Here is a 21,634-nt window from a genome sequence, read left to right on the forward strand (position 1 = left end):
GACGGGTGCAGGTTATCCCACAATGCGCGGCCTTCACGTAGAAATTCTGGGGAGAAAATCACGTTGGTGTAACCAAATTCTTCCCGTAAACGTGCGGTAAAACCAACAGGGATAGTCGATTTGACGATAATCGTCGCAGTTGGGTTAATTTCATTCACATCGTGAATGACCGATTCCACTGACTTGGTATTGAAATAGTTAGTTTTTGGGTCGTAGTCTGTCGGCGTCGCAACAATGACGTACTGTGCGCCTGTATAGGCTTCCACTTTATCTTCCGTAGCACGGAAATTCAGTGTTTTTTCCGTTAAAAACTGTTCAATCTCCGTATCAACAATCGGCGATTGGTGGTTGTTTAACATCGCCACTTTTTCAGGAATGATATCCACAGCGACCACTTCGTGATTCTGTGACAGTAACATGGCGTTAGATAGACCGACGTAGCCAGTCCCTGCGATTGCTATTTTCAAACTTGCCTCTCAAATTCGGCTAAGGATATTACAGGTTATTGATATTATTGGTGGTAATATGAACGATACCAATCAACAAACGCCTGAACACCCTGTTCAATAGAAACTTGCGGGCGATAGCCTATTACGTTAAATAGGTCTTCAGTATCTGCCCAAGTTGTGTATACATCTCCAGCTTGCATCGGTAAAAAGTTTTTAATTGCTTCTTTTCCAAGGGCTTTTTCCAATGCGGAAATAAACTCAATCAATTTTACAGGTTGCCCATTACCAATATTATAAATGCGATATGGCGCACTGCTTTGTGCTGGTGATGTCGAATGGTTGCTCAGGTCTGCCTGAGGGATTATATCGGAAATTCGGATCACCCCTTCAACAATATCATCAACAAACGTGAAATCACGGCTCAGATTGCCGTTATTATAAACATCAATAGGTTCACCCGCTAAAATGGCTTTGGTGAATTTGAATAGCGCCATATCAGGTCGACCCCACGGACCATACACGGTAAAAAACCGCAGACCCGTTGTCGGGAGCTGGTAGAGGTGTGAATAGGAGTGGGACATTAATTCATTAGCTTTTTTTGTCGCTGCGTATAATGAAATCGGGTGATCTGTCGGCATGTCAGTGGTAAATGGCGCGTTATCTGTCACCCCATAAACAGAACTGGAAGAGGCGTACACTAAATGCTTCACTTTGGCTTGGCGGCAGCCTTCAAGAATCGATAAATGCCCCGTTAAATTACTGTCTGCGTAAGCAAATGGGTTCTCTAGTGAGTAACGTACACCCGCTTGCGCAGCAAGGTGGATGACCCTATCGAACTGTTCCTGAGTACATAACACCCTGACCGTTTCACGATCTGTCAAATCAAGATGAATAAACCGGAACAGTGAGTACTGTTCTAATAAATGTAGGCGAGATTGTTTAAGCCCCTGATCGTAATAGGCATTTAGGTTATCAATCCCAACAACTTCATGCCCATTTTCCAATAAACGCTGACACAATCTAAAACCAATAAAACCCGCACTTCCCGTCACCAAGTATTTCATATTTATCGTCTTCTAGCGTTAAACCATCTACAAAGCTCAAAAGAGCGCCGAATTTCACAGAAAAATCAACTTCATTTAAGACAAAAAAAACAAAGAATGGTTTTATTATTAAAACAATAATGCATAAAAAAGTAGGGAATTTTAAGGAAGAGTTAAGATTTTAAGCATCGATATAAGAAAAGCCGCAAGCTTTTTAAAACTTACGGCTAATAATCATAACTTACTGAGCACCTTTTTTATCTGCCGCTTCCAATGTGCGGTAAACATAATTACGGTAGCTATCTAACAGTTTTTGGTCTTCGCAATCATTGAGTTTGCCATCACATAGATGGCGCATTTTAATATTTGCCTCATAGAATGGGGAAACTTTTAAGTTTGCTCTTTCTAATAAAATACCGCCCAAAAATGAAATATCCGTTAACGCGCCTGTTTTAATTGCGGTGCCTGATTTTAAATTATCCCGCAACGTAAATTGCGTTAAATACGCAGGTGATGAGAATGGCGAGTCATACTGATTTAAGCTAATACCGGGTTGGTGGTCACCAAAATATAAAAACATTAGCGGGCGGTCGCGCTTATCAATAAACTCAGCAAAATCTCGCATTGCCCCATCGGATGCGATAATTTTTTCCATATAATGGCTAAATTCACCCGCTGCATCTTGATGCTTAATTTTATCTTTTATACCGAAATCATCGCTATGTGTTTCTTTATAAGGCCCATGTTCATACATAGTTAAAGAGAAAATAAAGACGGGTTTATCCGTTTCTTTTGCTAAGATTTCTTTGACATATTTCAGCATGTCATCTGTGCTAATAGTCCATAAGTTATCTTGTAATTTACCTGGGTAACCTAGCTCCTGCGGCTGAATAATCCTGTCTACGCCTAATGTCTCATATGCATGGCCTGAATGATAAGCCCCTTTATTAAACGGAGTCAGCACAACGGTATAGTAACCATTCGCTTTCATTTCCTTAAATAAGCTATTTTTTAAATTGTCGACGATAAAGTAAAACACACCACTTTTTTGTGCCCCAAAATCGTCACTATTTAATCCAGTTAAGGCCGAAAACTCAGATAACCAAGTGCCGCCACCAAAAGTTTGGACTCGCATTTGGCTATGGGCAATAACGCCTTCATCTTGTTGGAACATAAATAAATTAGGGAGTTTTGTGCCTTCTGGTAGATCGTAAATATGTGGGTCAACCGTAGACTCTTGCAGTAATAAAACAATATCTGGCTTTTCTGACGAGGTGCTATTGTTTAATGAGACTGTCGATGCTTTTTCGATAAAGTAGTCAGCGGTGCCCGCAAACTCAGGAGATTGGTAACTGGCGTTTTTTGCGGACATAATGATATTAGTCACTGTCCCGCGGCCTTTTGGCAACGTTTGCGACCATCGGTCATAATAGTGAGAGCTCACAAAATTAGTTCCAAAATACCCCACAACAACCAGTAGCACACCTAAAATGCGTGAAACACGTGATTTGCTCGGCTTAATTAAACGCCAGCTAATGACACCATTAACCACCAGTAAAATGAATAGCCCAACTAACGCAACACCAGCTAACCAATAATGGCTTAACGTGCCCATATTGGATGTGTCTGTCATGATATTAATATCGGTAAAGAAAAGCTGTTCTTTGTAGTAATGGACTTTTAACTGATTTAGAAATTTTATGATAATAAACAGAGTGCTGGTGATGATAGCTGAAAATAACCAACGCGCGGTTAGTACCATTAAAATACCAAATAACACAGCATATACACTGAGCGATATGAGTGCAGGATAAATTACGCTACCTTTCTCAAACACCAAGAAAAGAGAGCCAATAAAGATCAATGCCAGATAAAAGCCTGCAAATAACTTTTTCTTCATCAGTTTTACCACAAGTTTAATATGAGAGGTTTGCTATGAGGTACCACTATAGCGGATCAAAACACTCAATTTATTCAACGAAAATGCCTTTATCTCGCAAATAGTGACCATCGCCTTTACGACGAGTAAAACCGCTTTTGTCAAAAAACTCAAGAATTTGTATGGCAAGTTTTCGCCCAATGCCTAATTCATTGCGAAAATCAGCAGCAAAAATAACGTCATTATCGAGACAATAACGATGGATCAGGGATGCGAAATAATTAATTTGCTCATGGCTATAATAACGGTCGCGGACAATCGCGGTGATCAACCCCATCTGCGCTGCTTTTTTGAGTACTCGGCGCATTGTCTCTTCTTCGTGACCGATTTCTATCGCTAAATCACGTACCCACCATGCTTCATTGCGAGTCAATAACGGGGAAATTTGTTGCCAAATCACTGCCTGCTGAGCATCAAAAATCAGCCCATGTTGTGGCATATGCAACCAACCACGAGTTTGCTTAATCGCCCCATCTTCAATCAAATCATTGATAAGTTTAAAAACTAACGCATCACTCATTGAAGGCAGTGCCATACGTTTTAAACGTGCTTTTCCAACACCTATCTGGTCGCTATGTACTTCGTTGAATTTTTCAAGGACTTGAATTAATCGGTCTTTCGCAGCTTGCGCTTTAAAAGCAGAGAGAACGCTATTACCAACATGCTCTGCATCTGTTTGCGTTAATACGTTTTCAAGTGCATCAACCGTTAACTGCCGAGCCCAACCATAGTCGTGTAGGTTCAGTTCACCTTGGGGGAGCTGCAATTTGAAATGCGTGAGCTCATCACTTTCTGTAGACAGTAAAGCTAACCAGTCTAAAAATTCGGGAAGGCGCTTTCCTCGGCGCGGAGAAGTTAAACGAATCACTCTCGCTCCCCCTAGTGTTTGGCGGGCACTAATATCACGAATAATCAATCGGTCATTATCGGCTAGCCATAATGGGGTATCTAAGATTAACTCGGCAAGAATGGGGGTTTCCCCGTGCTCAACCAATAAAGAAACTCGCCCAGTGATATGACTTGCGCCATGGTATAAATGAACAGGTTGCCAATGCTTAATCAGCGAATCACACTCCAGTTCAACAATTACGCGATTAGCAATAAATGCAGGTTGTTCAGCGAGCAACCAATCACCTCGGGTGATATCTTCTTTATCAATATCACCCGAAAGGTTTAATGCAACACGGTCACCTGCTTGTGCAAAATCCGCAGGTTGGTTCTGCCGGTGGATCCCTCTGATGCGAACTTGCTTATCTGCACCAGTCACCCATAACGAGCCGCCAACTTGTACTTGGCCAGCAAGAGCCGTTCCTGTCACAACAATCCCCGCGCCTTTAACATGAAAAACACGGTCAATGGCTAAACGAAAACGACGCTGTAAATTTTCATGTAATTCGCTTTGCTGATGTAGCTGCTGCAAGTATTGGCGTAATTCATCAATACCACGCCCATCTTGGGTTGACGTGATAAACAAAGCGGTATCAGTCCAACCTTGTCGAGACAGCTCCGCTTTAACCTCTTTAGCCACCTGCTCGATGCGTAAATCATCAACGCGGTCCGCTTTCGTTAAAATGGCCGTAATATCTTGGCAACCCGCAAGCCTTAAAATAGACAAGTGTTCAAGGGTTTGCGCCATCACGCCGTCATCACACGCCACCACGAGAAGCGCATGGTTGATCCCGCCAATTCCCGCCAACATGTTGGCTAAAAATTTTTCATGCCCTGGAACATCAATAAAACCAACTGCGCTGCCATCAAGTTGCGGCCAATACGCGTAGCCCAGATCGATGGTCATTCCGCGTTTTTTCTCTTCAGGAAGATGCGCGGTATTTACACCTGTAATGGCTTGAATAAGTGATGTTTTACCATGGTCAACATGGCCTGCGGTTGCAAAAATCATGAAAGTAAAACCTGTAATAATGCATGTTCATCATCGAGGCAGCGTAAATCTAGCCACAGTTTTCCATCTTTCATGCGCCCAATCACGGGTTGAGGCAACTGACGCCAATGAGACGCTAATTGTTCCAATACACCGCCTTTACCATTTAAGGGCGCAAAGGTAATCGCAAAGCTTGGCAACCTATCAATGGGTAATGAGCCACTGCCAATTTGTGACAAGCAAGGCTCAATTTCAACGATAAACTTGTCCCCATAAAATGCCTGCAAAGCCACTAACACATTGTCAGCGCTACGGCGGATTGTTTCAGGCTCACGGGTTAACCAGCGCAGTGTCGGTAAATCACTGGTCAGTTTTTCAGGGGTAAGATAAAGCGTTAATGTGGCTTCTAACGCCGCTAGGGTCATTTTGTCGACCCGTAACGCACGTTTTAGTGGGTGTTTTTGAATGGCATCAATCCATTTTTTCTTACCAAGAATGATCCCTGCTTGTGGACCACCAAGCAGTTTATCACCTGAGATAGACACTAAATCAATACCTTTGGACAGATAGGTATGTGGCATCGGCTCAGCTGGTAAACCATACTCTGTCATGTCAATCATCGAGCCACTGCCTAAATCAATGGCGGTGGGAAGTTGATATTTTTTGCCTAGCGCAGCTAACTCATGGCCTTCGACCTCTGCCGTGAAGCCTTCAATGCTATAATTGCTGGTGTGCACCTTCATTAATAATGCAGTGTGCTCATTAATCGCATTTTCATAATCACGTAAATGAGTACGGTTCGTTGTCCCCACTTCAACAAGTTGGCATCCCGCTTGGGACATCACATCAGGCACACGAAAAGCACCGCCAATTTCAACTAACTCGCCCCGAGAAACAATCACTTGCTGGCCATTTGCCACCGTTGCAAGCAACAGTAAAACCGCTGCGGCATTATTATTAACAATACATGCATCCTCTGCGCCCGTTAGTTCGCAGAGTAAATCAGCAATCGCGCGGTCACGGTGACCACGCATTGCACCATCCAGAGAATATTCTAATGTGACAGGTGAACTCATCACTTTGCTAACTGCGTCAATCGCAGTTTTGGACATCACCGCTCGCCCAAGATTGGTATGCAACACCGTTCCCGTTAGGTTAAAGACATTTTTTAATGCGCTTTGGCCTAATTCATCGTGGCGTTTTGCTAGCTCTTTTAGCCAGTCAGTGTGCCAATCAGGTAACTTCCCTTGCTGTGAGATACACTCTCGCGCTTGCTCCTGCATTTCACGCAAGCACGCAGTAACCCAGTGCAACCCTGACTGCTCAACCAATATTTGCACTTCATCAAGCTGTAATAACTTATCAACCGAAGGTAATTGCCGATATAACGCTAAGTTTGCTTCCACCATAATCGCAATTCTCTGTTACCGCTTATTTTTCGCCGGGAAAAAGGAACGGGTTAATGCTGCTACGAGCAAAACCTTCTTCTTCCATACGTGCATCAAGAATAATTGAGGCTAAGTCATCTGCAACGGCTTCTACTTTGGCTTCTTTTTCTTGGTAAAGGATTTTGAGGTAGCTGCCACAATCACCACAGCTTTCGGCTTTAACCGCCGCATTTTCATCATCGAGTGACCAGTAATTCAATTTACCTGTTTGTTCACAGTTGCTACATTTCACACGTACCATGTGCCACTCAGTTTCACATAAGTTACAGTGTAAATAGCGCAGGCCTTGTGATGTCCCGATTTGCACAATACTGGAAACTGGCATGCTGTTACAAACAGGGCAAAAGTGGCGATGATCACCATGCTCTGCGCGAGCTTTACCCGGAATGCTTGCTGCCATTTGAGCCCAATAAACAGAAAGCGCCGCCCAGATAAACATGGATTTATCCGCTGGAACTTTTTCAAACTCTTCGTTTAATAACGCGGATGCCATGGCTTCTAATTCATTTTCAGATGCTTTATCTAAATTTTCGAGTGCAGGACGGACGGATTCAGGCACGACAGGCATTAATTCAGCAATAATCGATTTTAATAATTTATGCCAATGCGTTGTACGAGGCAGCGTTTTAGCATCCAATGGTGAATGATTGGTGTTAACTGAACGCGCTAAAATGTCAGTCATATCAACATCTAATGGATTATCATACTGCGCATTATGCTGCGCTGTCGCGACTTCAGCAGCAAAATTAAGGTAATTTGCAAAAGGATGCTCACCAATACCAAGCTCTTTCAACCTTTCAGCTCGACGTTGATATAAGCTTTTTAAGTTAGGGAACAGTACTGGCGGAATAAAACCAATGCCTTTTTCTTTTAATCTTTCTTGTCCTAACTCTTCTTTAGGAACGATACGAATACCCATTGCATTCTCACTTTTCTATTTTCTGAACGATTTTTTTGCATATAGGGTAAGCCTATACACAAATTTATCATTCCTATTTTATGCCATCAGCGTAAATTGCTGCTATATAGTGCTCAGGATAAAACAAAAATGGCTAGGTCGCTACCTTGATGCCCCTGTATCAAGACCGCTGTTTGATCTGATAAGGGTTTTGTGAGCAGCGAGAGGAAAAATGCCGACAAATTTACCTTAAGAAAACAATAATTATGATGTGCAATCACAGATAAAAAGGCATTTTCACAGATGTAAATTACCCTATTTCAGGGTCATAAATTGCTGATTATGGCGGCCTTAACATAACCTATTATTGTTAAAACCTGTGAGGTTAATCACTTTTGACAATCTAAGAATAATGAATAAGCCAATAAGTACAGCTAAATAAAGTTTTTATTGGTAGTTTAAAAGAAAGAATGACGTAGATTCGTTGGAGCAAAAATCAACTTATATTTAAGAATGCGGATTAGATTACATAATAAATGATATTTTGAATCCAACAGCAATGTATATATTAAAATTGAAAATGGTAAATAGCTGAATAAATCTCCCTATTCCAAAGCTGCCCCGTAGCAATAAAAAGATTATCGTTAAATCTTCAGCAGATTATAATAGTAAACTCATTGGTGATAGCTATGAGCTTGTTCTTAAGTCTAGAGATATATTATCTATGGCATCAAAACATGATAGGCAGGTTGTTAAGAGATAGATTTTAAGTAATCTAAAACTTATTTAATTAAATATTTATATACGCGACCAATTTATTTTGGTCGCGTATTTTCAAGCATACTTAATTCTTTGATATTTAATTCATACCAAATAGTAGAAGCAAATATGATGAAGTTAATTTATGCTTTTAATAATTCTGGATAATACATCCGTTTCAGTGCTAATTCTAACCCTCTTACTTCCGCCAGCCCTTTTAAACGGCCAATCGCGGAATAACCTGGGTTTGTCACTTTTTTCAAGTCATCCAAAATTTGGTGACCATGGTCTGGCCGCATAGGGATCGGGGCTAAGCCCGCTTCATGCCGTTTTTGTTCTATCGCTAAAATTGCTTTAACGACTTCAAACATGTCGACATCACCCGCAATGTGGTTGCCTTCATGAAAAGTATTTGGATTTTCTTCTCTCACCGTTGAACGCAAATGCGTAAAGTGAATACGGTCACCAAATGTATTAATCATTTTCACAAGGTCGTTATCTGCGCGCACACCATATGAGCCTGTACACATGGTAAAACCATTATGGATGCTATCGCAGCTTTCTTTAATAAACTGCATGTCTTCAATCGTTGAAACAATACGTGGCAGACCTAAAATAGGGCGTGGAGGATCGTCAGGATGAATCGCTAATACGACATTTTCTTCTTCACAGACAGGAACGATTTTCTGCAAAAAATAACGCAAGTTTTCACGTAATTGGTTTTTATCAATATCATTATATATCGCTAAGCGTTCACGGAACTGGTCTAGAGTATAGCCTTCTTCAGCACCGGGTAACCCTGCAATAATCGTTTTAATTAGATTATCAATATCATCAGAGGACATTGCTGCATAATATTCCGCCGCCTCTTTCACTTCTTTTTCTGAATAACTCGCAGCGGCATTTTTACGTTTTAAGATATGAATTTCAAACGCCGCAAACGCGATATTATCAAAACGTAATGCTTTAGAACCATCAGGCAACGTATAACCAAGGTCGGTACGTGTCCAATCAAGAATTGGCATGAAGTTATAGCAAATTGTTTTAATTCCACACGATGCTAAGTTGCGAATACTTTGCTGGTAGTTCTGAATGTAAGTTTCAAAATCACCCTGCTGAGTTTTAATATCTTCGTGAACAGGAATACTTTCAACGACAGACCAAACTAAACCAGCTTCCTCTATGATAGCCTTACGCTTTAATATTTCCTCAACACTCCAAACGACACCGTTTGGAATATGATGGAGAGCAGAGACGATCCCTGTCGCCTCAGCTTGTCTTGCATCACTTAAAGAAACTGGGTCATTAGGTCCATACCAACGCCACGTATGCTCCATGAGTACATCTCCTTCGCTTATTCAAAAATAGTCTGATAAGGAATTGTTTCAAATAAATAACCATCAAAATTGGGGTCATCAAAATCCGAAAGCTGCATTAGAGTATTTTTGACATTCTCTAAGTGTTGCCACATCTCTTTTTTCGCCAATTCAGGGTCACGCTTTTGTAGTGCATTTAAAATATTTTCATGATCAATCAACCACTTCTTCCGGTAAGTCGTGTTATCGATATGCTCATGTAACTTATCCCACATAGGGCTATTTCGTCTGACAGACCAAATATCATCAATAATCTTTGCCATCATGTCGTTTTTGCTTGCGCGGGCAATTAACACGTGGAATTTATGATCATTTTCATCATCACTTTCATTCTGAGCGACCTTCATCCGCTCATCTTCAAGCAAAGCACGAATTTCTTGAATATCGGCTTTTGTTGCAGATAGCGCAGCACAAGCCGCAATCGCACTTTCAATCACTTGCCGTGCTTGCAAGATTTCAAAAGGGCCGTGATCGATGTTTTTCACTTCCTCAATCAGCGAATCTGGGTGATTAATCACATAAACGCCAGACCCCTTCTTGATAGATACCAATTTTTCAATTTCTAGCATGATGAGCGCTTCACGTACCAATGAGCGGCTAACATCATATTTTTTAGCGATCTCACGTTCTGGCATTAAACGACTTCCTATCGGATATTCACCAGAAGCAATGAGCTCTTTTAACTGCTGACCTAGGTACTGGTACGAGCGGTATTGAGTTTTCATATATATGTACAACGCGTTGTCGAATTAAATTTAGTTCTTCCATTGTAGATTATCGTCACTCTCGATAATGGTCAACCAATTTATCCATTATTTTGTGCGAATTAGTTAACCAATTTGTGATCACCTTCACTTATTGTCGGCTTTTTAGTCATTGTCTTTTAATTTTATGGTTGATAGAGTGAAAAAAAGCAAATTTGGTCAACCAATAAGAAAACCAGTTAGTCAGTTTATGGCAAATTTGGTTGATCAGTTGGTTAGCATGAATAGGGATATGGGCAAAAATGAAAATCGTAAACGCAGAAGTATTTGTATGTAGCCCCGGTCGTAACTTTGTCACATTAAAGATTACGACCGATGAAGGTGTGTATGGCCTTGGTGATGCGACCCTTAATGGTCGTGAACTACCCGTGGTTTCTTACCTAAGAGATCATTTATGCCCTCAGCTAATTGGTCGCGACCCACACAAAATTGAAGACATCTATCAATTTTTCTACAAGGGAGCTTACTGGCGTAGGGGCCCTGTTACCATGTCCGCCATTTCCGCTATCGATATGGCTCTATGGGATATCAAAGGGAAAATTGCTAATTTACCTGTATACCAATTACTCGGTGGTGCATCCCGTGAAGGCGTAATGGTGTATTGCCATACAACAGGTAAAGATATTCCTGAAGCATTAGATAACTACGCAAAATATAAAGAAAAAGGCTTTAAAGCTATCCGCGTACAATGCGGTATCCCTGGAATGGCAACGACATATGGTCAAAGCAAAGGCCAAAACCTTGCTTACGAGCCAGCAACCAAAGGTCATCACCCTGAAGAACAATTTTGGTCAACCGAAAAATACCTCGACTTCATGCCAAAACTGTTTGAAGCCGTTCGTGATAAATACGGTTTCAATGAACACCTTCTGCACGATGTACATCACCGCTTAACCCCGATTGAAGCAGCTCGGTTCGGTAAACGTATTGAAGATGCACGTTTATTTTGGATGGAAGACCCAACACCCGCGGAAAACCAATCCTGCTTTAGATTGATCCGCCAGCACACCGTCACCCCAATCGCCGTTGGCGAAGTTTTTAATAGTATTTGGGACTGCAAGCAACTCATCGAAGAACAGTTGATCGACTATATCCGCACTACTATTACCCATGCAGGTGGTATTACCGGTATGCGTCGAATTGCCGATTTTGCATCACTTTACCAAGTTAGAACAGGCTCACATGGCCCATCTGACTTGTCCCCTATTTGTCACGCTGCTGCACTGCACTTTGACCTATGGGTACCCAACTTTGGTGTACAAGAATTTATGGGGTACTCCGAAGAAATGCTTTCTGTCTTTACCCCAAATTGGACATTTAAAGACGGTTACATGCACCCAAGTGATAAGCCCGGTTTAGGTATCGATTTTGATGAAAAACTGGCAGCGAAATACCCGTACAACCCAGCATACCTCCCTGTTGCGCGTCTCGAAGACGGCACTTTATGGAATTGGTAATTTTTAGATAATTCGGAGTTAAACATGAAAGCTGTAGTGATAAAAGAACCGAACACCTTATTAATTGAAGAGCGTGCGATCCCAGAACCTACTGAAAATCAGGTACGAATCAAAGTTCGCTTAGCTGGTATCTGTGGTTCTGACAGCCATATCTACCGCGGTCATAATCCATTTGCAAAATACCCTCGTGTCATCGGTCATGAATTTTTTGGTGTGATTGAAAAAGTCGGTAGCGGTGTGGATAGCAAACGTATCGGTGAACGCGTCTCTATTGACCCAGTGCTCAGTTGTGGCCATTGTTACCCTTGCTCAATTGGTAAACCAAATGTCTGTGAAACCTTAGAAGTCTTAGGCGTTCATACTGATGGTGGCTTTACTGAATATGTCACGGTACCTGCTGCCAATGCGTATACCATCCCTGATTCAATCAGTGATGAGTGTGCTGTCACTGTTGAGCCTTACTCTATCGCCGCCAACGTCACTTCACATGTTCATCCAACCAAAGATGATGTCGCCTTAGTGTATGGCGCAGGCACAATTGGACTAACATGCGCACAAGTTTTAAAAGGTGTGTACCAAGTCAAAACCTTAATTGTGGTTGACCGCGTTGCTGAGCGATTAGCCAGAGCGACAGCTTGTGGGGCAGATATCGTGATTGATAACTCGCAAACGCCACTTCCTGAACAACTCAAGGCTTTAAACCTACGCCCAACGGTTGTGTTAGATGCCGCTTGCCACCCTGCTATTTTACAAGAAGCGATTTTGATTGCTTCTCCAGCGGCGAGAGTATCTATTATGGGATTCTCGAGCGAGCCAAGTTCCGTGACACAACAGAGCATTACCAGTAAAGAGATTTCCCTATTCTCTTCACGCCTAAATGCGAAAAAATTCCCAGAGGTGATTAGCTGGATTGAGTCTAATAAGATTGACCCAACCAAAATCTTAACCCATCAGTTTCCATTCACTGAGGCACAAGACGCAATTTTGACCTTTGAGAAAGACCAAAAAACCTGCTGTAAAATTCTTTTAACCTTTTAATTTTATTACAAAAAAATAATTATTTTAAATACTACCCGACGTGATTAATAGGATAATAATATGAATACTCAGTCGATAGACCAATCAGGGAAAGTCGAACGTAGCTCTGGGGACCTCACCAAAGCTGCTGTTTCTGGTTGGCTTGGAACCGCCCTCGAATTTATGGATTTTCAGCTTTACTCGCTAGGCGCAGCACTTGTTTTCCACGAAATTTTCTTTCCCGAGCAATCGGCTTCAATGGCATTAATTCTTGCGATGGGTACTTATGGTGCAGGCTATGTGGCTCGTATTGTAGGTGCGGTATTCTTTGGTCAGATGGGTGACAGAATCGGTCGTAAAAAAGTGTTATTCATTACCATCACTATGATGGGGGTGTGTACCACCTTAATTGGCGTATTACCAACTTATGCACAAGTAGGTATCCTTGCGCCACTACTGTTAGTTCTCTTGCGAATTGTTCAAGGCTTAGGTGCTGGTGCCGAAATTTCAGGTGCAGGAACCATGCTCGCTGAATATGCACCAAAAGGCCGCCGCGGTATTGTCGCTTCACTGGTTGGTTTGGGAACAAACTGCGGTACACTGAGCGCAACGGCTATCTGGGCATTCATGTTCTTCTGGTTAGACAAAGAAGACTTACTGGCTTGGGGCTGGCGTGTACCATTCTTAGCAAGCTTTGTTGTGATGCTGTTTGCTGTCTGGCTGCGACTGAACCTCAAAGAAAGCCCAGTGTTTGAGAAAGTACAAAATGCGGAAGAGCAAGAAACTCAAGCTGCGGTTCAAGCTCCGCCAAAAGAAAGTTTCTTTGCGATGTTCAAAACGAAAGCATTTTGGCTGGCAACAGGTATTCGTTTTGGTCAAGCAGGTAACTCAGGGCTTATCCAAACATTCCTTGCGGGTTATTTAGTTCAAAGTCTATTATTCGATAAAAGCATTCCAACTGATGCGATCATGATCAGCTCCGTTGTCGGGTTCCTCACCATCCCTGTGATTGGCCTGCTATCGGATAAATTTGGTCGCCGTATTCCTTATATTATCCTTAGCTTATCCGCGATGCTGCTCGCCTACCCGATGCTTTCTGTCATCGTTAACGGGGCCAACAGTGTCAGCTTAATCACCATTTGTATTATTATTGTTCACAACTGTTCAGTTCTCGGATTATTTGCGCTTGAAAATATTACGATGGCTGAAATGTTCAACTCACGTAACCGCTTTACTGGCATGGCTGTCGCGAAAGAAATTGGTGGGTTAATTGCATCCGGCTTAGGCCCTGTACTTGCAGGTATCTTCTGTAGTATTACAGGAAGTTGGTGGCCGATCGCTATCATGATCGTTATCTACTCAGCTATCTCATTAATTACCGCCATCATCATGCCTGAAGTAAAAGACCGTGACTTAACCAGCCCACTGGATGCGGTTGAAGAAGTTGAGCAACAAAAAAGTAAAGGTAAGGCCAAATATGCAACTGTCAATCAATAACCTAAATCAACTCCCTGCGACTATCAAAGTGCCTAACTACGATAGAAATCAGGTTAACGTTAAAATGCTTCACTTGGGTTTCGGCGCGTTTCACCGCGCCCATCAAGCCATCTTTGCAGATATTTTAGCGGCGGATCACCAAAGTGATTGGGGATTTTGTGAAGTTAACTTAGTGGGTGGCGAGCAGCAAATCGAAGATTTACTGGCTCAAGACTGTTTGTATAACGTTGTTGAAATGCAAGGTGATAACTGGCAAACCCGTACCGTTGGCGTCGTTAAAGAGGCTCTACACCCAACCATTCACGGTATTGAGGCTGTTATCAATCGAATGTTAGACCCAAATATTGCTATCGTTTCAATGACGGTCACCGAAAAAGGGTACTGCTACGTTCCATCAACTGGGTCGATTGATTTTGATAACCCCGCCATTGCACATGATTTAGTGTCCCCTGAAGCACCTAAATCATTGCCTGGCGTGATTGTTGAAGCGCTTCGTCGCCGCAAAGTATTAGGGTTAGCACCATTTACCGTGATGTCCTGCGACAATATGCCCGAAAATGGGCATATTACAAAAAATGTTATCCTTGCGATGGCGGCAAAGCGTGACCCAGCGTTAGCCAAATGGATTGAAGATAATGTGACGTTCCCTTCAACCATGGTAGATAGAATTGTGCCTGCAATGACCCCAGAAACCGCAGAGAAAATTCAATCTCAGCTCGGTTCTGTTGTCGATAAAGTCGCGATTGCCTGTGAGCCTTTTAAGCAATGGGTGGTAGAGGATAACTTTGTTGCAGGCCGCCCAGAATGGGAAAAAGCGGGAGCTCAGTTAGTCACGGATGTTATCCCATTTGAAGAAATGAAACTGCGCATGTTAAACGGCAGCCACTCATTCCTTGCTTACTTGGGATACTTAGCAGGCTATCAGTACATTAATGAATGTATGCAAGACAGTGCTTATGAAAAAGCGGCTTACCACTTGATGGTGAATGAGCAAGCATCGACACTTTCCATTAAAAATGTCGATTTACCTCAGTATGCGAACGCGTTAATTGAACGCTTCAAAAATACGGGGCTCAAACACCGCACATGGCAAATTGCGATGGATGGAACCCTAAAACTATCTCAACGTTTGTTGGATTCGATTCAAATTCATCTGAAAAATGGTCAATCATTTGATTATTTAGCATTAGCCGTTGCAGGGTGGATGCGATATGTCAGTGGGAAAGACGATCAGGGTGCAGATATTCAAGTAAGTGATCCACAGGCCACTAAACTGGCTGAACTGGTGGCGCAAAGTCAGGATGATGAAAACCGCGTTAACGCATTGCTTTCACTGGAAAGTTTGTTTACCCAAGAGTTGGTCAACAACCCGTTATTCACTGAAAAAGTGACTGCGTTTTATCTGTCACTGCGTGATAACGGTGCGAAAAAAACCATTGAAGCATTAAACCGCGAACATTCGCTGTAATTATTTGTTCATAAGCGTCGTTAACTCTCAAACCTGATACTCTGCGTATCAGGTTTTTTTATTATTTCTCAAATAATGCATATACTCACCATCACTATCTATTTTGATGAGCGGCAAAATAACCATGTCATTATTCCAATTTGAAGCCAACTCCCATACGCCCTTTTTCCTCTTACTGGCCTTTATTGGCGGGTTTGTGGATGCGTGCTCTTTCGTTATTTTCGAGGTTTTCACCGGGCATCTGACAGGGAACAGTATTTTAAGCATGGTGTACCTCGCCAAGTTGGATTGGCCAATGCTACTGCTTTCTGCGGTTTCTATCTGCGGCTTTTTTCTAGGAACTTGCTTTGGCTCATGGCAACGGTTAAAAAATAATTCACTGCGTGATTACCGTTTTCTGATTGGTTTATCACTTTTATTATTTACTGGGGTGTTTACGCTCTATTTCTTCGCCCATGCCTTATATTCAGACAATATCGTCATATTTATCATTAGTTTATCCATGGGGCTACAAAATGGCTTTTTTAACAAGGCCGGCTCGGTAGGTATTCACTCAACCTATGTCACAGGGATGACGACATCCTGCATCAATGCCTTTTTAAAAAACGTGCAAGGTGATAGCAGCAAAAAAGTATTATTCCTCGCCGTGTTATCTTTTGTTTTAGGAGGATTAACGGGCGGGGTGTTATCGGTCAATTACCAATTCCTCGGTTTTTCTTTTGTGTTGATACTGTTGGCACTGGCTTTTGTCTATAGCCTAACCATAACCGATTAATAGATAAAAAAAAGCCCACAATTGTGGGCTTTTTAAACAGAAAAGATAAAACTTAGTTTTTCTCTTGCTGTTGTTTTTCTTGCTTTTCTTTTTCAAGAAGTTGGCGGTACCACAGTGGATGGTGCTTTCTTGCCCAACCACGGGTCACCCAACCTTCGACCATCGCACGAACCGAGCCTTTCACCCAAATCGCCGCGTAAGCGTGAACCACAATCATAATGATCAGCGCAATCGCAGAGAGTGAGTGGATCAGAATCGCTGCACGATAAACAGGGATTGGGAAGTATTCAGCAAAATAGGGGCGCCACATAATGACACCAGTGACCACCAGCGCCAATAAGCAGATAGTGACTACCCAATACACCCCTTTCTGACCGAGGTTATATTGGCCTACATCGCCCGCTTCTTCATTTTTCAGCACTTTACCGATATTTTTTGCCCACTTGATATCTTCTTTATTAATGAAGTTATGGTGGAAATAACGGAAGAACATGAAGACGAACAGCAAGAACATCGCCGTACCCACGAATGGATGCAAAATACGCGACAGCTGTGGCGTGCCTAAAATGTTCATGAACCAGTTTAGCGATGGGAAGAAAAACCCTAACCCACTGATTGCAGTGAACAAGAAGCAAATCACAACCGCCCAGTGATTGATCCTTTCAATCGGCTTATGACGGATAATTTTGTCGTTATCATCTGGTATCATTTCTGATCCTCCCCTTCTTTTGATTTGGAAGTGTCATCAGATGACATTACGTTATGCAAATCTTCTAACGCTTCTTCTTCATCTTTTTTGGAGACGCGGTTTGGACCAATACCCACATAGTGGAAAATGGCCGCTGCAAATGTTGCAGCAAAACCAACCGCAGCTAACGGCTTCCAGATACCTTTCCAGAAAGTGACTGTTGGGCTGATTGTCGGGTTTTCCGGCAGTCCGTGATACAACTGAGGTTTATCTGCGTGGTGCAAGACGTACATCACGTGCGTACCACCAACACCCGCAGGGTCGTATAAACCTGCATTTGCATAACCACGAGTTTTCAGCTCTTCAACACGCTCACCCGCCATGCCAATCATGTCTTCTTTGGTACCGAAGTGAATAGCACCCGTTGGGCATGTTTTCACACACGCAGGTTCTTGACCCACTTCAACACGGTCAACACACAACGTACATTTGTATGCACGGTTATCTTCTGGATTGATACGTGGTACATCAAACGGGCAACCCGCGATGCAGTAACCACAACCAATACAGTGCTCTGATTGGAAATCAACGATACCGTTTTTGTACTGAACAATCGCGCCTTCTGAAGGACACGCCTTCAAACAACCCGGGTCAGCACAGTGCATACAACCATCTTTACGAATTAGCCACTCGAATTTATCGTTCTCTTCAACTTCAGAGAAACGCATTACCGTCCATGACTTCGCGGTTAAATCCGTTGGGTTGTCATACACCCCAACGTTGGTGCCGATTTTGTCACGGATATCGTTCCATTCGGAACACGCGACCTGACACGCTTTACAGCCGATACAGGTCGTGACGTCGATAAGCTTTGCGACTTCTTCCTTATAATCCCGCACCTGAGGCGCGGGAGTCAGGGAATTGGTGGCAGAGCGACGAATAATGTCCTGAGATTGCATTGACATAATTTATCTCCTTACACCTTTTCCACGTTAACAAGGAATGATTTAAATTCCGGCGTTTGTGTATTCGCATCACCCACATACGGTGTTAGGGTGTTCGCAATAAAGCCTTTCACGGCCAAACCTTCAAAGCCCCAGTGAATTGGAATACCGATGGTATCGATATCTTTCCCAGCCACTTTCAGCGTATGAATACGTTTGGTGACCACCGCTTTCGCTTTGATGTAGCCACGTTTAGAGCTCACTTTCACCGTATCACCTTGCTCAATGCCTTTTTCTTTCGCCAAGCGCTCACCAATTTCGATAAACTGCTGTGGCTGAATGATGGCATTCAACAGGGCGTGTTTTGTCCAATAGTGGAAGTGTTCTGTTAAGCGATAAGTCGTTCCCACATAAGGGAATTCGGTCGCTTTACCCATTTGTGCCCAGTCGTCTTTAAACACACGAGCCGCAGGGTTAGATACCACATTTGGATGCAGTGGGTTGGTATCCAACGGCGTTTCGATAGGTTCGTAGTGCTCTGGGAATGGGCCTTCGGCCATTTTATCCAGTGCGAACAGACGTCCCATACCTTCAGGCTGCATGATAAACGGACCAACACCACTTCCTGGAGGCGCATTGCTATAGTCAGGAATATCCATCCCTGTCCATTTGCTGCCATCCCACTCAAGGATTTGACGTTTCGGATCCCACGGTTTACCCATTGGGTCTGCCGATGCACGGTTATAAATGACGCGACGGTTTAGAGGCCATGCCCATGCCCAACCTAATGTGTTACCCAGACCTGTTGGGTCAGAGTTATCACGGTTAGCCATTTGGTTACCTTTCGGTGTCCAGCTACCGGCAAAAATCCAGCAACCACTCGCCGTTGAACCATCGTCACGCAACTGGGCAAACGAGCTCAGCAATTCACCTTTCTTCACAATGACGTTGCCGTCAGCGTCTTTCAGGTCAACTAGTGCGTAACCATTGTTTTCACGTGCCACTTCTTCCGGTGTTGGGTTATCACTATCTAAGTAATCCCATGTCATGCTCAGTACTTGTTCAGGTACTGCGCCACCTTCTTTTTCATACATTTGGCGTAAACGGTGGAAAATACCCGACAGGATTTCACCATCACTGATGGCTTCACCCGGTGCATCTGCACCTTTCCAGTGCCACTGTAACCAGCGCGCTGAGTTAACAATCGAACCATTTTCTTCCGCGAAACAACATGAAGGCAGGCGGAATACTGTCGTTTGAATTTCCGCTGGGTTCACATCGTTCATTTCGCCGTGGTTTTGCCAGAAGTTCGAGGTTTCCGTATTCAATGGATCAACGGTAATCAAGAATTTCAGTTTTGACAGTGACTTAACCACTTTGTTTTTGTTCGGGAATGATGCTAACGGGTTAAAGCCTTGGCAGATATAGCCATTCACTTCGCCCTTATCCATCATCTCGAAATAACGCAGTACGTCGTAGCCTTGGTCCCACTTCGGCAGGTAATCAAAGCCCCAATTATTTTCTTTCTGCGCTTTATCACCGTAGAACGTTTTCATCATACTGACGAAAAATTTCGGGTAGTTGCCCCAGTAGTTCACTTGGCCTGCAACTGTTGCTTTTGGTGTATTTGCTGCTAAATAGGTTTCTAACGTGGTTTGTTTTTCTGACGGTAATGTCATATAACCTGGCAGGCTTTGTGACAATAAACCTAAGTCAGTTAAACCTTGAATGTTCGAGTGACCGCGCAGTGCGTTAACACCACCACCTAACATCCCCATGTTACCTAACAGCAATTGGATCATCGCCATCGTACGGATGTTTTGCGCACCCACCGTATGTTGAGTCCAACCTAACGCATATAAGAACGACGTTGTTTTATCTTTTACGCTGGTTTCTGCAAGGTATTCACAGACTTGTAAGAAATCTTTGATTGGCGTACCGCAGATATTATTCACCACTTCTGGCGTATAACGGCTAACGTGTTCTTTTAATAAGTTCAGTACACAACGTGGGTGTTTCAGAGTTGGATCGCGCAGCGCAAGGCCGTTTTCGTCCATCTCATAGTTCCACGTGGTTTTATCGTATTGGCGTTTTTCTTCATCATAGCCTGTGAACAGGCCATCATCGAAACCAAAGTCTTCACGGATAACTAAACTCGCATTGGTATACGCTTCCACGTATTCACGCTGAATTTTTTCATTATCCAGTAAGTATTTGATAACACCTGATAAGAACGCAATATCAGTACCAGAACGGATAGGCGTGTAGAAATCCGCCACTGCCGCAGTACGGGTAAAGCGTGGGTCAATTACGATTAGTTTGGCTTTGTTATGGATTTTAGCTTCCATCGCCCAGCGGAAACCGACTGGATGCGCTTCTGCCGCATTACCACCCATAACAACGATTAGGTTTGCATTTTTAATGTCAACCCAATGGTTGGTCATCGCACCGCGACCAAATGTTGGAGCAAGACTTGCTACCGTTGGTCCGTGTCAGACACGCGCTTGGTTATCAACGGCAAGCATGCCGAGAGCGCGGGTGAATTTTTGTGTTACAAAGCCTGTCTCATTGCTTCCAGCTGATGCACACAACATACCGGTGGTTAGCCAACGGTTAACTGTGACACCCTCTTTATTTTTTTCAATGAAGTTCGCATCGCGGTCTTCTTTCATCAACTTAGCGATACGATCAAATGCGTCGTTCCACGTGATACGTTTCCACTCATTGGTACCCGGCTCACGCACTTCTGGGTATTTTAAGCGGCTTTCACTGTGGATGAAATCGATAAGTCCAGCACCTTTCGGACAAAGTGCACCACGGTTTACCGGATGATCCGGGTCCCCTTCAATATGGAAAATGCTCTCTTTCGCATTTTTCGCGCCATCACCGAGGCTGTACATTAACAGCCCACAGCCGACAGAACAGTAGGTACAGGTATTTCTGGTTTCCTTCGCACGCAGTAATTTATACTGGCGCGTTGACGCTAATGCGGTTGCAGGTGCAAAACCTAACGCCGCTGCCGTCGTACCTGCCATACCGCCAGCGCAGATCTTAAAGAACTGCCTTCTGCTGACTTGCATGGGGATCTCCTCATTTACATTGCTCATGTTTACCTAACGTCAATCGCGATAATCAGGTAAACTGTTTTTATTCAACGTCTTCCTTACGTACCCAGGTTCATTGCCCGGCAAATGGTGTAAATTCTTTTTACCCATAATTAATATTATGTATCA

At 43.1% G+C, this 21,634-nt stretch carries 16 protein-coding genes; 5 read left to right on the top strand and 11 right to left on the bottom strand.

Annotated elements, in window-relative coordinates; translation table 11 throughout:
- The 8 genes from AC4IFO_RS14485 to AC4IFO_RS14520 form a co-directional block, all read right to left on the bottom strand.
- Window positions 1-467 (bottom strand): UDP-glucose 6-dehydrogenase family protein (locus tag AC4IFO_RS14485; protein ID WP_490735367.1); only part of this gene is annotated, 467 nt, incomplete at its 3' end.
- Window positions 468-511: 44 nt separating this feature from the next.
- Complete coding sequence (locus tag AC4IFO_RS14490) at window positions 512-1,513, bottom strand: NAD-dependent epimerase (RefSeq protein ID WP_490735369.1); 1,002 nt, start codon at window positions 1,511-1,513, stop codon at window positions 512-514.
- A 220-nt stretch (window positions 1,514-1,733) separates the two neighbouring features.
- The gene (locus tag AC4IFO_RS14495; RefSeq protein ID WP_490735371.1) at window positions 1,734-3,392 is read right to left on the bottom strand and encodes an LTA synthase family protein; all 1,659 of its coding nucleotides are present in this window, start codon (window positions 3,390-3,392) and stop codon (window positions 1,734-1,736) included.
- A 70-nt stretch (window positions 3,393-3,462) separates the two neighbouring features.
- Window positions 3,463-5,331, bottom strand: coding sequence for a selenocysteine-specific translation elongation factor (selB, locus tag AC4IFO_RS14500; protein WP_490735373.1), 1,869 nt, complete (start codon window positions 5,329-5,331; stop codon window positions 3,463-3,465).
- On the bottom strand, window positions 5,328-6,719 hold the full coding sequence (gene selA, locus AC4IFO_RS14505) for an L-seryl-tRNA(Sec) selenium transferase (protein WP_490735375.1): 1,392 nt from the start codon (window positions 6,717-6,719) through the stop codon (window positions 5,328-5,330). Before selA ends, selB begins: the two co-directional genes overlap by 4 nt.
- Before the next feature lie 22 nt (window positions 6,720-6,741).
- Complete coding sequence (gene fdhE, locus AC4IFO_RS14510; protein ID WP_490735377.1) at window positions 6,742-7,677, bottom strand: formate dehydrogenase accessory protein FdhE; 936 nt, start codon at window positions 7,675-7,677, stop codon at window positions 6,742-6,744.
- Window positions 7,678-8,558: 881 nt separating this feature from the next.
- Complete coding sequence (gene uxuA, locus AC4IFO_RS14515; protein WP_490735379.1) at window positions 8,559-9,752, bottom strand: mannonate dehydratase; 1,194 nt, start codon at window positions 9,750-9,752, stop codon at window positions 8,559-8,561.
- Between the two features lie 17 nt (window positions 9,753-9,769).
- Window positions 9,770-10,516 carry an FCD domain-containing protein gene (locus tag AC4IFO_RS14520; protein WP_490735381.1) on the bottom strand — a complete coding sequence of 249 codons (747 nt, stop codon included), beginning with the start codon at window positions 10,514-10,516 and terminating at the stop codon, window positions 9,770-9,772.
- 281 nt (window positions 10,517-10,797) lie between these two features.
- On the opposite strand from AC4IFO_RS14520, the gene manD reads away from it, so the two are divergent.
- The 5 genes from manD (at window position 10,798) to AC4IFO_RS14545 (ending at window position 16,769) form a co-directional block, all read left to right on the top strand.
- Window positions 10,798-12,012 carry a D-mannonate dehydratase ManD gene (manD, locus tag AC4IFO_RS14525; protein ID WP_219245158.1) on the top strand — a complete coding sequence of 405 codons (1,215 nt, stop codon included), beginning with the start codon at window positions 10,798-10,800 and terminating at the stop codon, window positions 12,010-12,012.
- 24 nt (window positions 12,013-12,036) lie between these two features.
- The gene (locus AC4IFO_RS14530) at window positions 12,037-13,050 is read left to right on the top strand and encodes a Zn-dependent oxidoreductase (RefSeq protein ID WP_273838802.1); all 1,014 of its coding nucleotides are present in this window, start codon (window positions 12,037-12,039) and stop codon (window positions 13,048-13,050) included.
- Between the two features lie 60 nt (window positions 13,051-13,110).
- Window positions 13,111-14,526 carry an MFS transporter gene (locus AC4IFO_RS14535; protein WP_490735384.1) on the top strand — a complete coding sequence of 472 codons (1,416 nt, stop codon included), beginning with the start codon at window positions 13,111-13,113 and terminating at the stop codon, window positions 14,524-14,526.
- Window positions 14,507-15,994, top strand: coding sequence for a mannitol dehydrogenase family protein (locus AC4IFO_RS14540; RefSeq protein ID WP_490735386.1), 1,488 nt, complete (start codon window positions 14,507-14,509; stop codon window positions 15,992-15,994). Before AC4IFO_RS14535 ends, AC4IFO_RS14540 begins: the two co-directional genes overlap by 20 nt.
- Before the next feature lie 124 nt (window positions 15,995-16,118).
- The gene (locus tag AC4IFO_RS14545) at window positions 16,119-16,769 is read left to right on the top strand and encodes a YoaK family protein (RefSeq protein ID WP_490735388.1); all 651 of its coding nucleotides are present in this window, start codon (window positions 16,119-16,121) and stop codon (window positions 16,767-16,769) included.
- 52 nt (window positions 16,770-16,821) lie between these two features.
- On the opposite strand, the gene fdoI is transcribed toward AC4IFO_RS14545, so the two are convergent.
- From fdoI to fdnG, 3 genes are read right to left on the bottom strand one after another with little or no spacing between them, the layout of a single operon-like run.
- Window positions 16,822-17,478, bottom strand: a complete 657-nt coding sequence (gene fdoI, locus AC4IFO_RS14550; protein WP_219245163.1) for a formate dehydrogenase cytochrome b556 subunit — start codon at window positions 17,476-17,478, stop codon at window positions 16,822-16,824.
- Window positions 17,475-18,422 carry a formate dehydrogenase subunit beta gene (gene fdxH, locus AC4IFO_RS14555; RefSeq protein WP_490735390.1) on the bottom strand — a complete coding sequence of 316 codons (948 nt, stop codon included), beginning with the start codon at window positions 18,420-18,422 and terminating at the stop codon, window positions 17,475-17,477. Before fdxH ends, fdoI begins: the two co-directional genes overlap by 4 nt.
- Before the next feature lie 11 nt (window positions 18,423-18,433).
- Window positions 18,434-21,481, bottom strand: coding sequence for a formate dehydrogenase-N subunit alpha (fdnG, locus tag AC4IFO_RS14560; protein ID WP_490735392.1), 3,048 nt, complete (start codon window positions 21,479-21,481; stop codon window positions 18,434-18,436).
- Window positions 21,482-21,634 lie beyond the last annotated feature (153 nt).

The sequence above is a fragment of the Providencia sp. UF-224 genome (assembly GCF_058245955.1).

Excerpts from the sequence above, each read along its gene's own strand:
- selA (WP_490735375.1), bottom strand. The coding sequence starts at position 6,719 with ATGGTGGAAGCAAACTTAGCGTTATATCGGCAATTACCTTCGGTTGAT.
- AC4IFO_RS14495 (WP_490735371.1), bottom strand. The coding sequence starts at position 3,392 with ATGAAGAAAAAGTTATTTGCAGGCTTTTATCTGGCATTGATCTTTATT.
- AC4IFO_RS14535 (WP_490735384.1), top strand. The coding sequence starts at position 13,111 with ATGAATACTCAGTCGATAGACCAATCAGGGAAAGTCGAACGTAGCTCT.
- manD (WP_219245158.1), top strand. The coding sequence starts at position 10,798 with ATGAAAATCGTAAACGCAGAAGTATTTGTATGTAGCCCCGGTCGTAAC.
- AC4IFO_RS14540 (WP_490735386.1), top strand. The coding sequence starts at position 14,507 with ATGCAACTGTCAATCAATAACCTAAATCAACTCCCTGCGACTATCAAA.
- uxuA (WP_490735379.1), bottom strand. The coding sequence starts at position 9,752 with ATGGAGCATACGTGGCGTTGGTATGGACCTAATGACCCAGTTTCTTTA.
- AC4IFO_RS14530 (WP_273838802.1), top strand. The coding sequence starts at position 12,037 with ATGAAAGCTGTAGTGATAAAAGAACCGAACACCTTATTAATTGAAGAG.
- AC4IFO_RS14520 (WP_490735381.1), bottom strand. The coding sequence starts at position 10,516 with ATGAAAACTCAATACCGCTCGTACCAGTACCTAGGTCAGCAGTTAAAA.
- AC4IFO_RS14490 (WP_490735369.1), bottom strand. The coding sequence starts at position 1,513 with ATGAAATACTTGGTGACGGGAAGTGCGGGTTTTATTGGTTTTAGATTG.
- fdxH (WP_490735390.1), bottom strand. The coding sequence starts at position 18,422 with ATGTCAATGCAATCTCAGGACATTATTCGTCGCTCTGCCACCAATTCC.
- selB (WP_490735373.1), bottom strand. The coding sequence starts at position 5,331 with ATGATTTTTGCAACCGCAGGCCATGTTGACCATGGTAAAACATCACTT.
- fdoI (WP_219245163.1), bottom strand. The coding sequence starts at position 17,478 with ATGATACCAGATGATAACGACAAAATTATCCGTCATAAGCCGATTGAA.
- fdhE (WP_490735377.1), bottom strand. The coding sequence starts at position 7,677 with ATGGGTATTCGTATCGTTCCTAAAGAAGAGTTAGGACAAGAAAGATTA.
- AC4IFO_RS14545 (WP_490735388.1), top strand. The coding sequence starts at position 16,119 with ATGTCATTATTCCAATTTGAAGCCAACTCCCATACGCCCTTTTTCCTC.